The following is a 13,897-nucleotide window of genomic DNA, read 5'->3' as shown; positions in this document are numbered from 1 at the left end:
ATACAATATAATTAAAGAAAATACTAATAAATGAAAACAGACCTTATTATAATTGGTAGTGGGCCCGGTGGATATAACACTGCATGCCATGCAGCAAAAAATGGCCTCAATACAATAATTTTTGAAGACAGACAAGCAGGTGGAACATGTCTTAACAGAGGATGTATACCAACAAAAACACTATGCCATGAAGCAGACATGATAGAAGCAGTTGCAACAATGACAGGTTCACGACCAGAAGTTGATTTCAACAAAGCCATGACTCGCAAAGAACAAGTAACCGCCCAACTCCGTGAAGGAGTTGAGGGACTTATGAAATCTCCTGGCATAACATTTATAAAAGAACGTGCTTCATTTAAAGATTCTAAGACTATTATTGCAGGCGGTGAAGAATATACAGCTGATAACATTATAATTGCAACCGGTTCGGAATCAAAATTACCTCCAATCGAAGGCATTGACGAAGAAGGAGTTGTTACGTCAACAGAACTTCTTAATTTGGAAAAGCTTCCAAAACATTTATGCATAATTGGAGCAGGAGTAATAGGGATGGAGTTCGCTTCAGTGTTTAAAACGTTTGGAAGCGATGTTACTGTCATTGAGTTTCTAAAAGAATGTCTCCCCGCAATTGACTCTGATATAGCAAAACGCATGCGCAAAGTTATGGAGCGCCGCGGAATTAACTTTAATATGCAGTCTGCTGTAAAAAGCATACATAAAAATAACAATAAGTTAATAGTATGCTTTGACAAGAAAAACAGACCTCAAGAAGTTGAAGCCGATATTGTACTTGTTGCGACAGGCCGCAAACCAAACATAGAAGGACTTGGGCTTGAAAATACAGATATCAACTATGATAACAAGGGAATCAAAGTTGATGACAATATGCAAACCAACATATGTGGAATATATGCTATTGGTGATGTTAACGGACGTGCAATGCTTGCACATGCTGCCACTGCTCAAGGCATGAGGGCAGTAAATCATATTTGCGGAAAGAAAGATGCTATACGCATGGAAATTATGCCCGCAGCTGTGTTCACTAATCCTGAAGTTGCAGGAGTTGGTTTAACTTCTGACCAATGTGACTCAATGGGTATTGAATATAATACCCGTAAAGGATTTTATCGTTCTAATGGTAAAGCTCTGGCTATGGATGAAAGCGAAGGCATGGTAAAGTTGATAACAGATCAAGATAATAAGATTATCGGATGCCATGCATATGGGGCTCATGCTGCTGATTTGATTCAGGAAGCAACGGCTATTATGAATTTCAACGGAACAACAGAAAACTTAGTTGATATAATTCATACTCATCCAACGCTTGAAGAAATTCTTCATGATGCAGCATTATAGCTTCTGACTATAAGCAGATTACTACCAAACGCCAAAGAGGGTGTCTTTCTTTTTTAAGACGCCCTCTTTGTTATAATGTATTTATCTTATCATGATTTTACTTTATACATGCTGATTGCAATGTTTGCATGACACATAATTATCACTATTTCACAAATAGTTTATCTGCAGATGAAGCCTGAGACGGTACACCAACACGTCCACCAATATGGCAACTTCGCATCTCAACGTTCAACGTATTGTCAAAACTTACAGCATTATCCACCTCTTGAATTTCAACATTGCTAAAAATAACATCTGACATCGGTTTCTGAGACGTACCCTGTAATACTAGTCCTGCCTTTCTTACTTTACGGCAAAAAAGACTGTCAACATAAATATTCTTTACATCTGTATAATGAATATTATTAAGTCCTTCGCCAGCATACATACTTGTAACATAGAACAAGTCTTCTACTTCATCAAACCTACAATTCTTCACATATAGATTTTTGATAAATCCACCACGATCAGGATTGGTCTTAATATATATTCCACGTTTACAATAACCACCATATGTGCAATTCTCGACAAAAATATTTTGAACTCCTGAAGACATTTCGCTGCCAAGCACTACAGCATGCAAACCTTTAAAACGGCAATTACGTATAATAATGTTTTCAGAAGGCATAGTTGATGCCCATCCGTCATTGTCTCGTCCACTTTTTATTGCAATATTGTCATCACCATTATTAAACTCAATATTCTCTATCAAAATATTTCGTGAACACTCAGGATCGATACCATCATTATTCACAAGTTTTGCATCGTAACGAAGGGAACAGCATATGACATTCTCGCTCTTAAGTAAATGAATACACCAAAAAGGCGAATTAGTTATAAACACATCAGATAAGGTTATATTTTTACAATTGTAGAATTGTATAAGCTGTGGTCTTAACCAAAAACCGTTTCCAAAACGACGCAATTCAATGGGAATCTCTTCATGATTCATTTTACGGCTGAGAGCCTGCCCTTCCTTCTGCTTTGACTTCCATGTTGCAAACGTTGAAGAGGCATTGCCATCTATTTTTCCTTTGCCAATGATTGATATATCATGAAGATTATATCCATAAATAAACGGACTGTAATTATATAAGAATGTGCCTTCCCAACTTGTTTTAACAAGAGGAAGATAATATTTAGGATTAGAATCAAATTTTATAATAGCCCCATCCATTAGTTCAAGACAAACATTACTCACAAAATGTATGGGTCCTTTAAGCAGGAATGTTCCAGGGGGCACTATAATATGAGCCCCACCCTGCTTCGCTGCACTTTGCATTGCTTTGTCAAAAGCCGGCTTATCATTCCTAACCCCATCTCCAATGGCCCCAAAATCTGTGATACTAATTATATTGTCTGAAATTTTTGCTCCTGTAATAATGGACAATAACGAATCACGCTTGTTAATCCGCTCTGATTCTATACAACGAAAAGTGTCAGCAGATATTTTTTGAAAGCCCAAAAGCACAAATAAGAATGCATATAAAATTATCCTCATAATAAAAACTTATAGTAAAAAATAGATTAGTTCAAAAAATACGACAACCGGATAGCTTCTTTTATATGCTATCCGGTTGTTATCTATTTGATATAATTATTTTCAGGCATTAGCATACCTTCTCCAAACGCTTCATTATAGAGAAGATAAACACTGCAGATATTAAACAGAGTACAACAAGAATACCCCACAAGATCCACAATGGCAGACTGCCCCATAGCATACCGATAATAGAAACTAAATAGTTACCAATGGCTGTTGCTGCAAACCATCCGCCCATCATAAGTCCCTTATACTTTGGAGGAGCAACCTTTGATACAAAAGAGATACCCATCGGAGAAAGGAACAACTCGGCAAATGTAAGAACAAGATATGTGCCGATTAGGAGGTTTGGAGTTACACGATAATCACCCGTAGTTGATGCAAGTGCATCTGGAACAGGAAGTCCAAATGAACCAAGAACCATGATCATGAAACCAACAGCAGCGATAAACATACCTATACCTATTTTACGCGGTGCAGAAGGTTCCTTGCCCTTATTAGCCAAATAGCTGAATACAGCCATAGAAACAGGAGTAAGTGCAACAACGAAGAAGGGATTAAACTGCTGGAACTTCTGAGGAAGAATACTTATAGACTCGTCCATTGCGTTGTAATTAAAGTACAACACAACAAGTGAAACTATAGTAACAATTGTAGAAATGATTTTACCTTTTGATTCCTTTGACTGGAATATAGCAAATATTCCGTAAACAGCTATTGCAATGAGTACCAGATTCCATACGTCAAAGCCAATACGTGTAAGTCCTGTGGCTGTTGCAGCCGTATAGTCACGCGCAAAGAACGTAAGTGTAAGACCATTCTGATGGAATGCCATCCAGAAGAAAATCACAACAGCAAACACTAAGCAAAGAGCTACGACACGTGACTTTGTCTCTGCAGGAGTAAGTTCTTGAACATGAACTGAAGATTCGCCGTTATTTTCTGCTTCCTGCTTAACATTCACATCTGCATGCTTAAATGTCTTACGGCCTAAAACATAAATAAGCATAGAAATAATCAATGATACACATGCTACAGCAAATCCCATGTGATATGACTGTGAAAGCACGTTGATGTAGTCGTTTGCAAAATTTGTAAGAGAAGAAGCGTCAGTTGCAACATTCTGAGAAGATGCCAAAGATATAAACTTCGTCAAAGCCTCTCCAGAAAGAGTACCATCAAGATACTGATGTGCAAGGGCAGGAATATCACCATTATAAACATAATTATGGGTTTTCATATACCAGTCTGTGATCTTCTCAGCAGCTGTAGGTGCAAAAAGTGCACCAATATTAATTGCCATATAGAATATTGAGAAGGCTGTATCACGTTTTGCAGAATACTTTGGATCATCATAAAGATTACCAACCATTACCTGCAAGTTGCCTTTAAAAAGACCGGTACCTAGGGCTATCAGGAATAAAGATCCTACCATGGCAGCAATTCCTACAGCATTATTGCCAGTAGGTATCGCCAGACATATATAGCCGATAAACATAACTACGATTCCGGATGTCACCATCTTACCGAAACCAAATTTATCAGCCAATATACCGCCTACAACCGGGAGGAAATAGACCAATGCCAAGAATCCGGCAAAGATATTGGATGTAACTGTGGCTGTAAAGCCAAACTTAGCCTGCAAGAATAATGTAAAAATTGCAAGCATTGTGTAATAACCGAAGCGTTCGCCCGTATTTGCAAGCGCTAACGCATAAAGCCCTTTAGGCTGTCCTTCAAACATATAATATCTACTTTTTAAATTATTAATATTTATTTCATTTCATAGTATTTTTACAAACATACAAGACAATAAACACAGAAAGTATTTTTATCTTATATTTTCATTATGCAAATATACACAATCCACACTATAAATGAAAATTATTGGTAAATATTTTTATATGAAAAACTATTTCTTTCATAAAGAAATAGAATCATTATGCAAGTTTAATACATATATTTTAACACAAAACGGATTTTATGTCTTCCATAATCTAAATATTCATACCTTATAAGTATCTTTATGTTTTCTCTATAATAAAGAAAATGTCTATATAAATTCTACCAAAAATCAATTGATAGAGAAAAGGAAACCTAACTTGGCCATCAAAGAAGACAGCAAAGTTAGGCAACTAAACAAAAGTCTTGCAGTTATAAATAACAGCAAGACTTTTATTATTTATTCATGAACATAAATATCCCAACCAAGATAATTTTCTACGGCCTCACTCAATATATCTACTACATCAGTGCGAACCATTGCCACATGATGTTCAAAGCCGTTCTTGCAAATAAACTTCATAAGTTTCTGCAAATTGTTCACTTTGGTGACAGCTATACATCCATCCATACCATATGGATCATTTGTAAGCTCTCCCTTTCCGAGATAACTCTTTATACAGCCGAGCGTATCATCCGTAGAGATGCGGAAGTATGTAAAATCTCCTTCAGTGCATTTTCCATACACAGCACCGAATGTATTAACCTTACCCAAGGTTCTGCCAAGAACGCCAAGCGGTCCAAGCTTAAGGTCGTTATTAACAAAACTCTTCGGGAAGTTTCCACAGTGAGTACATACACATTTATTACGGTCTTCAGCAAAGTTGTTATTCCAATCTAGCAATGCAGCCGGTTTGCCTGAAGCAAGACTCAGAGCATACATAGACACCGCTCCGGCGATATCAGTTTCACAAGCACAAGGAATAAGCTTTTCGCCAAGCATACTCATTGTAACGCATGCTGCGCATCCATAGTTCTGCTCAAGAGAATCCCAACACTGAATTGCAGCTGCATCAACCTCATTAGTCTGTATCCATTCTTCTACTGCCAATCCGAACTTAGCCTGTAATGCCAACTTTTCCTGATAAGCCTCTGGTACCTTTGCATAATGGCTTATCTCCTCCATTTTTGCCTTCAAAGCAGATGCTTCATTATCTATTTTTCTTGCATTGAAAAGAATCTCACTGAGGTCTACAGGCACAACAGTTATACCACTTGCCTGGAGAAGTTTCTCACTTGCACGACATGTGTTAAATCCGAGTGGACGTGTACCAATCTGGCCTATACGTGCATGAGTAAGTTTACGTACAACACGGCAGATGGCAGCAAACTTGTTGATATCCTTCATCAGCAGGTCGCTGTGTATAGAATAGGTATGGAATGTTGTGTCTGTAAACGGTATTCCATACTGATACAGGTTGTTACAAACAGATATCTTTCCACAGAAGGCATCACGGCGGCTATCAAGATCAACTTTGTCGTTTTGGTCGTCGCAAGCCTGCACCAGAACAGGTACATGCAACTCTGCGCGACTGATAGCATTGATTATTCCTACTTCAAAGCCAAAGTTAGGCAGAGACACAATTATTCCGTCGATGTCATCACGGTTAGCACGGAACAGCGCAGCACATTTTTTGCCGTCTTCAACCGTCTCCATAGAACCACCGGTAGGAGTGTCCTGCTCATCCAATATAACATAGCCGTATCCGGCTTTATCTAACTCTTCCAACAACGTCTTACGTACATCAACAGCCAACTCTGAGTTGAAATACGCACGGGTACCGATAATCAGTCCAAACGTTTCCTTTCCTGTTTTAGCTTGTTTCTTCATAGTGTTTTCGTCTTTATTATTTATGATTTATTATCTATTAACAGTATGTATGGCCTCTGTCCAACCTGCATAAAGGCGTTCACGTTCGTCACGTGACATGGTCGGGAATATACGATTGTCAGATGTGCGCAATGCAGCCACCTCATCCATATCCTTCCAAACCTTGCGTGCCAGACCATTCATAATCATAGCTCCCATTGCAGATGCCTCTTCTATATCAGAGCGATTGATGCATGCATCAAGCATATCTGCCTGAAATTGCATCAAAAGTTGATTCTTTGTTGGTCCTCCGTCCACACGCAGCTCCTTTAAAGTTATTCCGGCTTGTTTTGTCATCAGGTCAATCAAATCTTTTATTTGATAGGCTATTGCCTCCAATGCAGCCCTACAGATATGTCCTTTCTCTGTAGCCAAAGTCATTCCACATATCATAGCCTTTGCCTGAGAGTTCCACCACGGAGCACCGAGACCTGCAAATGCCGGTACCATATAAACTCCTCCGTTATCCGGAACTTCAAGAGCAAACTTCTCTATCTCCGCAGGACTTTCAATAAGATGCAGGTTGTCAGTCATCCATTTGATTGTCGCACCCGTACAATGAATATTTCCTTCAAAAGCATAGAAAATCTTGCCTTTTGCAGCAAAGCCAACTGAAGTTACGAGACCTTCGGGAGCAGCCACAGCGTTTTCGCCGATATTCACCATAACAGACGAACCTGTTCCATATGTTGCTTTACCCATACCAGCCTCAAAACACATCTGACCAGCCAAAGCACCATGTGAATCGCCAAGCATACCGGCAATAACAATAGGCTCATCAAAAACTCCCTCTACAGTTGTTTCACCGAACACAGAATCGCAAGGCATAGGCTTTGCCATCATATTGCGGGGTATTGTCAGCAAGTTGAGGAGTTCATCATCCCAGTCTAATGTATGGATATTAAACAACATAGTACGCGACGCATTGGTATAGTCTGTCACATGCTCCTTGCCACCTGTCAGTTTCCACACAAGCCATGTGTCAATCGTACCCATCAGAAGTTCTCCATTATCTGCAGCCTGACGTGCTCCCTGAACATTATCCAATATCCATTTGACACCACTAGCGGCAAAATATGGGTCAATGAGCAGTCCGCTACGCTCACGAATCAGGTCTGTATATCCACGCTCTCTCAATTCATTGCATATAGCGGCTCCACGCTGACACTGCCAAACCACGGCATTGTATACCGGCTTACCAGTAAAACGGTTCCAAACCACAGCCGTTTCACGCTGGTTTGTAATTGCCAAAGAATAAGATGCTTCGGCATCATCTACAGTCTTAACCACCTCACGTATGGCCTCGACCATATTATTATATATCTCCTCTGCATCATGCTCAACCCATCCCGGCTGAGGATAATATTGCTTATGGGCAACATTCTTACGACAGACCAACTGGCAATGCTCGTTAAAGAGCACTGCCTTTGTGGCTGACGTACTTTGATCAACGGTTATAATATATCTCATTTCAAAACCTTCTATAAGTTACTAAAGGCTTTTACTTCAAAAAGTCTTTAGCTGTAGCATAAATGCCTTCAGCATCTAACTTATAATAATGGAATATCTCCAATGGCTTGCCATGAATAGCGTTTTCGTCAGGAATACCGAGTATACGCATAGGAACAGGGCAATTCTGACTCACTGTTTCTGCAACAATTGCTCCCAAGCCACCATACATGCTGTGCTCTTCTACTGTCATTATTCGTCCAGTCTCGTGTGCAGCCTTAACTATAGCCTCAGTATCAGCAGGTTTAAGAGTATGCATGTCGATGACACGAGTGCTTATACCCTCCTCTGCAAGGCGCTTTCCGGCCTGAAGAGCATGCCAAACTGTTTCACCAGTAGCAATAATTGTCAGGTCCTTACCATCCTGAAGCTGTATAGATTTTCCAATCTGATAATCAAAATTATTATTTTCATAAACATCAGGAACAGCATTACGGCCAACGCGAACATAAACAGGATGAGGATAATCTACAAGCTGCTCAACAAGTTTACGTGTCTGTCGTGCATCGCAAGGAAGTACAACCTGCATGCCGGGGAATGTGCGCAGCACAGCAATATCATGCAAACTATGATGAGTGGCGCCCAAAGCTCCATATGCAACGCCACCACTTACGCCCAGGATCTTAACCGGTTGGCCTGAATAAGCCACGTCAACCTTTACCTGCTCAAGACTGCGTGCTACATAAAAGCATGCAGGACCACATACGAACACTTTTTTTCCGCATGAAGCCAAACCGGCAGAAATGCCTACAGCATCCTGCTCTGCAATACCGCACTCAACAAACTGCTCAGGCAATTCTTTTGCAAAGTCAGTCAGAGTAACCGAGCCACGGGCATCGGTCGTTACGGCTACAATATTCTTATCTTTTTTACCAAGTTCAACCAGTGCATCGGTAAAACTTTTACGGCAAGCAACACTTTTTATTTCCATTGTTAACAATTCTTTTTAAGTTCTTCAATACGGTTAGTAATCTCAGCGATAGCTTTCTCATACTCCTCTGCCGTAGGCACGCCATGATGCCATTTCAGCACATTTTCCATGTATGAAACGTGGAAGCCCTTTGTTGTATGAAGCACAACCATGTGAGGCTTTCCGTTGTTATAATCTATCGATTCAAGGCAGTTAACAATAGCCTCAATATCGTTGCCGTCAACATCATATACATCCCATCCGAAAGCCTTCCAGCGCTCGTTAAGAGACTCAAGTTTCATCACATTCTCAGTTGTGTCACTTATCTGCAAGCCGTTTCGGTCTATCATTGCAACAAGATTATCCAACTTATAATTGCTTCCGGCCATGGCTGCCTCATATATTGAGCCTTCGCCCTGCTCGCCGTCGCCCATAAGTACAAATGTACGATAAGGCTTCTTATCCATTTTTGCGGCAATGGCACAACCTACACCAATTGAAAGACCGTGACCTAATGCACCGCTGTTAAATTCTATACCCGGGACTTCAACCGTAGGATGACCTGCCAACACAGACAGATAATCACCATAAGTGTCGACAAGTTCTTTTGTTATGAAACCTTTTGCCTCGAGCACACAATAAAGTGCTTCCACACAGTGACCCTTGCTCATAATGAAACGGTCGCGCCCTTCCATTTTCGGATTCTCAGGGTTTACGTTCATGACACGCATATACAATGCTGTCAATACATTCAAAGACGAGAGATCGCCGCCGATATGACCGGCTTTGGCTTTATATACGACCTCTAACAAACGTTTTCTGATTTCCTCGCATTTCAATGTCAACTCAGGAATGCTCATTAATTTGTCCATATTTATATTGGTATTATTAAAATATATCTACTTGTAAATGGTTTTCATAATGTAATTACAAATTTAAACATTATTTTTTATAAGCTATTGCAATGTAACAAAAAACAAAGCAGAATAACATAAAACAAGGATGTTTCAACCACCCTAAATATTCGACTGACTTTTCGTCAAATTGTACTATTACGGAACTGTTAAATTTATTCTATTTTCATTTAAAGCGCTCAGAATAGCCATGCTCAAAGCAAATACGACTAAAACATCAAAATTTTAGGCAAAACACCACTTATTCGTAATCATCTGAAAATCAATGTATTATATAATTCTGTATTTTGCATCAATGACAATACCATCGTCATTAACGGCCTTTTACAAGATAAAAGGTCATCTTTTACATAATAAAAGAATGTATTTTGCAACAAAACTCAGCACATTTTAAGTAAAAAACGACTGATTTTTCAAAGTAAAATCAGTGAAAAAGGACATAAAACTCAATAAAAGCCGCTTTACATTACGGCTTTTATTAAGAATAACACGGAACATTTTTTCTAGAACAGAAAAAAATAATGACAAAACTTTTTACTACTTACGCTATTAACAATTGTCCTATTTACGAACAACCGCATATGACCATTCAACATCATACGCCCTGAACTGGACAGCCTAATTTGTAACAAGATATCACAAGATGATGTTGAACAAGTAACCGGAGATAATTATAAATAACGTTATTGTCCCAAAGAAAATGCCGATGAGACGCCATGTCATAACTTTTTTAAGAAGTGTTGCTTCCGGCAAAGACAAGCCCACAACTGCCATCATAAAAGCAAGAGCCGTGCCCACAGGAATGCCTTTTGCCACAAACACCTCAATAACAGGCACTATTCCTGCTGCATTGGCATACATGGGAACTGCAAACAGAACAGAAAGAGGAACAGCAAACCAGTTTGTCTCTGACATATACTGTTCAAAAAAGCCTTCTGGTACATAACCATGCATGAAAGCCCCAATGCCAATACCTATTACCACATAAAGCAACACACCCTTAACTATACCTAACGATTCTTTTACTATTATCGGCAAACGCTGCATGAACGGAGTATTATCTCGTTCCCATGCATTAGAACCGGCGATGGAATTAAGTTGAATCTGCCTTACCCAATCGCTCAGATAACGCTCCAATCTCATTTTTCCCAGAATGTAACCGCCAATCATTCCAAGTAAAATGCCGCTTATTACATATATGGCAGTTATCCTTATGCCAAATGTTCCGATAAACATTGCTACAGCCACCTCATTTACCAATGGTGAGGTTATAAGATATGCAAAAGTAACTCCCAATGGTATTCCGCCCTTTACGAAGCCTATAAACAATGGTATTGACGAACAGGAACAGAATGGTGTTATTGCACCAAACAGCGAAGCGAAAAAATACTGCAAGCCATATAACTTACGCGAAACCAGATATTCGCGCAGACGCTCTATTGGAAAATATGCATTAATAATGCCCATGATTATACTAATCAGAAGCAACAGCAGCAATATTTTAATCGTATCATAAAAAAAGAAATTAACTGACGATCCCAACGCCGTACCTGCATTAAGACCAAACACATCATACACAAGCCAATCTGCAAAACTTTGTATCATAATATCACATCTTTTATGTTTGTAAAAATACGAACAGAAAATATAAAAAAATACTATTCACACACGTAGCGGGGCTGTTCCGCTTTTTTTATTTCTGTCAGATAAAATCTGGCAAAGGCATTTTTAATATCGTCGCGCACTCTCCTAAATTCCGTCATAATAAAATTTACGTCACCCGACAATCTTGAAGGATCATCAAAACCGATATGCAGCCTCTTGCCCACCCTGCCTTTAAATGCCGGACATGTTGCATCGGCATCGGAACATACTGTTATGACGTAATCCCAATACTCATCAAGATATTCCATCACATTCACAGGAATATGACTACTTATGTCAACTCCGGCCTCTTTCATTACGGCCACAGCTTTCGAGTTTACCTGTTCAGCCGGCTTTGTTCCGGCTGAACGTACATAAAGACTATCGTCAAACGACTGTAAGAAACCATGCGCAATTTGACTCCGGCAACTGTTTCCGGTACACAATATCAAAATTTTCATATCAAATTATACATCATCAAGCCATAATATATTCCGACAAATATAAACACAACTGCAACTATACGGCTGAACCATTTCTGAAAGACTTGCATTTTATTATAGAATTTTCCTATTCCGGACACACTATAGGCTAATACCCATGCCGCCAGCATGACCGGCAAGCCTGTAGCCAGGGCATAGACAACGGGCAGGAAATAGCCCTCACCTTCCATAGCAGCCATAGGAATAAGCATACCAAAATAAAACAGTCCACTTGTAGGACAAAATGCCATAGCAAATAATATCCCAAGAAGAAGGCTGCCCCATGCTCCTTTCAGCCTTTCAGTCCTTTCCGAGGCACTGAAGCCAAATTTCGGCAAATGAAGTTTGTCGCTAAAAAGCATAAACAAGCCGATTAGAACCAATGCTGGAGCAAGAAGCAGCTCGCCCCACTCGCTAACACCTTTTTGTATAAAAAACATGTCGGCTCCACGCCTAAGCAACACTATAAGTATTGCGCCAAGGACGGAATACGCAATCATACGGCCGGCTGTGTATAACAAACCATTCAAGAATATGCGATTACGGCTGTCAAGATTTTTACTGATAAAACCTATTGCAGTAATATTGGTTGCAAGAGGGCAAGGACTTACAGCTGTAAGCAGCCCAAGCAAAAATGCTGTAACAACAGGTATCTCGCTGCTATCAAGCAAGCTTTGCAAGTATTCCATACGTAAATGCTATTTCAACAACTGATTAATCTTTTTCTTAAGCTCGGTTTTAAATTGTGCCGTATTATTTCTGGCATACTTAAAACCCATACGTGTCAGGTCGTTCCTTTTTTCTTTTCCGTTATTCCATCCGTTTACATATAACGAAGACCAGCTGACACGATATTTATCGGCTATCTTTTCGCCTTGTGGTGTAGAAATATCAACCTCTTTGAAACGTACTTTGCCGCTCTTGACAAACTTGGCAAAATCGTTATACACAACTTCTTTGGTGTATTTTTCAATAGCTCTACATGTCGGACATCGCTGTTTGCCATGAAAATAAATAACCTCAACATACTTGCCGGTTTGTGCAAAAGCCCATCCTGTAGACAAGAACATGCACAATAATGAAAGCAACACGAATTTCTTCATAATTTCAATATTCTTATTTTGTCAAAATTGTGCGTATCTCATCTTTAGTTATACGTCCTTTGGCTACAACTTTTCCATCAACAACCAAAGCAGGAAGACTCATGACGTTATATTCCATTATTTTCATCAAATCCTCCTCTTTCACTAAATCAGCTTTTAAGCCTAACTCATTAACAACCTGCTCTACCGCAGAATAAAGTGCTCTACAATTTGCACATCCAGTACCTAAAACTTTAATTTCCATTTTACAATATTTATTAGTTAAACGTTATTCGCAAAACAACGAACATAAGACATAAAAAGAGAAGGTTGTCAGTCGCAACACCCTCCTGCTTTACATATGCATTGCCCAAAGAATTCTGAGAATAAGGCTTTAGCCAAATTCCAATTCTCATTATTAATACAATATTTCACTTTAGGAGCCTCTACCTCACCCTGTATCAGACCGGCATCTTTAAGTTCCTTTAGATGCTGAGAAACAGTAGCCTTTGCAATAGGAAGCTCTTCATTAATGTCACCAAAATAGCAAGTTTTTTGCTTTGCCAAGAAATTCATTATGGCAATACGTGCCGGATGGCCCAATGCTTTTGCAAATCTGGCAAGTCTTTCCTGCTTTATTGTATAATCCCTTTTTTCATCCATATAATCAAATATTGTTCGCAAATATACGAACATATTTTTAAATCAACAAATATTATTATATTTTTTTTGACCAAATGGCTTTAAAAAAAGAATAATGACG

At 39.2% G+C, this 13,897-nt stretch carries 13 protein-coding genes; 1 reads left to right on the top strand and 12 read right to left on the bottom strand.

Translation table 11 applies throughout. The features are described 5' to 3' along the window. Positions 1 to 30 precede the first annotated feature (30 nt). On the top strand, positions 31 to 1,356 hold the full coding sequence (gene lpdA / locus ACU52_RS09105) for a dihydrolipoyl dehydrogenase (protein ID WP_053398573.1): 1,326 nt from the start codon (positions 31 to 33) through the stop codon (positions 1,354 to 1,356). Between the two features lie 145 nt (positions 1,357 to 1,501). Here the strand turns inward: lpdA and ACU52_RS09100 are convergent, their stop codons facing one another. The 12 genes from ACU52_RS09100 to ACU52_RS09045 form a co-directional block, all read right to left on the bottom strand. Then, the gene (locus tag ACU52_RS09100) at positions 1,502 to 2,899 is read right to left on the bottom strand and encodes a glycoside hydrolase family 28 protein (RefSeq protein WP_053398572.1); all 1,398 of its coding nucleotides are present in this window, start codon (positions 2,897 to 2,899) and stop codon (positions 1,502 to 1,504) included. Positions 2,900 to 3,008: 109 nt separating this feature from the next. Beyond that, positions 3,009 to 4,685 (bottom strand): peptide MFS transporter, encoded by a 1,677-nt coding sequence (locus ACU52_RS09095; protein WP_053398571.1) that lies wholly within the window; start codon positions 4,683 to 4,685, stop codon positions 3,009 to 3,011. 438 nt (positions 4,686 to 5,123) lie between these two features. Continuing rightward, positions 5,124 to 6,554, bottom strand: a complete 1,431-nt coding sequence (locus ACU52_RS09090) for an L-fucose/L-arabinose isomerase family protein (RefSeq protein ID WP_021855449.1) — start codon at positions 6,552 to 6,554, stop codon at positions 5,124 to 5,126. Between the two features lie 30 nt (positions 6,555 to 6,584). Then, positions 6,585 to 8,063 carry a glycerol kinase GlpK gene (gene glpK / locus ACU52_RS09085; protein ID WP_053398570.1) on the bottom strand — a complete coding sequence of 493 codons (1,479 nt, stop codon included), beginning with the start codon at positions 8,061 to 8,063 and terminating at the stop codon, positions 6,585 to 6,587. A gap of 31 nt (positions 8,064 to 8,094) precedes the next feature. Further along, entirely contained in the window at positions 8,095 to 9,033 is a 939-nt protein-coding gene (locus ACU52_RS09080; protein WP_053398569.1) for a transketolase family protein, read from the bottom strand. Positions 9,034 to 9,035: 2 nt separating this feature from the next. Then, entirely contained in the window at positions 9,036 to 9,872 is an 837-nt protein-coding gene (locus tag ACU52_RS09075) for a transketolase (RefSeq protein ID WP_021855452.1), read from the bottom strand. 690 nt (positions 9,873 to 10,562) lie between these two features. Continuing rightward, the gene (locus ACU52_RS09070) at positions 10,563 to 11,531 is read right to left on the bottom strand and encodes a permease (RefSeq protein WP_053398567.1); all 969 of its coding nucleotides are present in this window, start codon (positions 11,529 to 11,531) and stop codon (positions 10,563 to 10,565) included. 53 nt (positions 11,532 to 11,584) lie between these two features. Continuing rightward, positions 11,585 to 12,031, bottom strand: coding sequence for an arsenate reductase ArsC (locus ACU52_RS09065; protein ID WP_053398566.1), 447 nt, complete (start codon positions 12,029 to 12,031; stop codon positions 11,585 to 11,587). Further along, positions 12,028 to 12,741 carry an aromatic aminobenezylarsenical efflux permease ArsG family transporter gene (locus ACU52_RS09060; protein WP_021855456.1) on the bottom strand — a complete coding sequence of 238 codons (714 nt, stop codon included), beginning with the start codon at positions 12,739 to 12,741 and terminating at the stop codon, positions 12,028 to 12,030. The genes ACU52_RS09065 and ACU52_RS09060 overlap by 4 nt, the downstream gene beginning before the upstream one ends. 9 nt (positions 12,742 to 12,750) lie before the next feature. After that, positions 12,751 to 13,155 (bottom strand): nitrophenyl compound nitroreductase subunit ArsF family protein, encoded by a 405-nt coding sequence (locus tag ACU52_RS09055; protein ID WP_053398565.1) that lies wholly within the window; start codon positions 13,153 to 13,155, stop codon positions 12,751 to 12,753. Between the two features lie 13 nt (positions 13,156 to 13,168). After that, entirely contained in the window at positions 13,169 to 13,399 is a 231-nt protein-coding gene (locus ACU52_RS09050) for a thioredoxin family protein (RefSeq protein WP_021855458.1), read from the bottom strand. 68 nt (positions 13,400 to 13,467) lie between these two features. Further along, positions 13,468 to 13,797 carry an ArsR/SmtB family transcription factor gene (locus ACU52_RS09045; RefSeq protein WP_053398564.1) on the bottom strand — a complete coding sequence of 110 codons (330 nt, stop codon included), beginning with the start codon at positions 13,795 to 13,797 and terminating at the stop codon, positions 13,468 to 13,470. Between the last annotated feature and the right edge of the window lie 100 nt (positions 13,798 to 13,897).

It is taken from the genome of Xylanibacter rarus (assembly GCF_001275135.1).
Lineage (GTDB): Bacteria > Bacteroidota > Bacteroidia > Bacteroidales > Bacteroidaceae > Prevotella > Prevotella rara.
Note: the sequence above shows the minus strand (reverse complement) of the source record. Positions and strands in the feature narration are given on the sequence as shown.

Excerpts from the sequence above, each read along its gene's own strand:
- lpdA (WP_053398573.1), top strand. The coding sequence starts at position 31 with ATGAAAACAGACCTTATTATAATTGGTAGTGGGCCCGGTGGATATAAC.
- ACU52_RS09100 (WP_053398572.1), bottom strand. The coding sequence starts at position 2,899 with ATGAGGATAATTTTATATGCATTCTTATTTGTGCTTTTGGGCTTTCAA.
- ACU52_RS09095 (WP_053398571.1), bottom strand. The coding sequence starts at position 4,685 with ATGTTTGAAGGACAGCCTAAAGGGCTTTATGCGTTAGCGCTTGCAAAT.
- ACU52_RS09090 (WP_021855449.1), bottom strand. The coding sequence starts at position 6,554 with ATGAAGAAACAAGCTAAAACAGGAAAGGAAACGTTTGGACTGATTATC.
- glpK (WP_053398570.1), bottom strand. The coding sequence starts at position 8,063 with ATGAGATATATTATAACCGTTGATCAAAGTACGTCAGCCACAAAGGCA.
- ACU52_RS09080 (WP_053398569.1), bottom strand. The coding sequence starts at position 9,033 with ATGGAAATAAAAAGTGTTGCTTGCCGTAAAAGTTTTACCGATGCACTG.
- ACU52_RS09075 (WP_021855452.1), bottom strand. The coding sequence starts at position 9,872 with ATGAGCATTCCTGAGTTGACATTGAAATGCGAGGAAATCAGAAAACGT.
- ACU52_RS09070 (WP_053398567.1), bottom strand. The coding sequence starts at position 11,531 with ATGATACAAAGTTTTGCAGATTGGCTTGTGTATGATGTGTTTGGTCTT.
- ACU52_RS09065 (WP_053398566.1), bottom strand. The coding sequence starts at position 12,031 with ATGAAAATTTTGATATTGTGTACCGGAAACAGTTGCCGGAGTCAAATT.
- ACU52_RS09060 (WP_021855456.1), bottom strand. The coding sequence starts at position 12,741 with ATGGAATACTTGCAAAGCTTGCTTGATAGCAGCGAGATACCTGTTGTT.
- ACU52_RS09055 (WP_053398565.1), bottom strand. The coding sequence starts at position 13,155 with ATGAAGAAATTCGTGTTGCTTTCATTATTGTGCATGTTCTTGTCTACA.
- ACU52_RS09050 (WP_021855458.1), bottom strand. The coding sequence starts at position 13,399 with ATGGAAATTAAAGTTTTAGGTACTGGATGTGCAAATTGTAGAGCACTT.
- ACU52_RS09045 (WP_053398564.1), bottom strand. The coding sequence starts at position 13,797 with ATGGATGAAAAAAGGGATTATACAATAAAGCAGGAAAGACTTGCCAGA.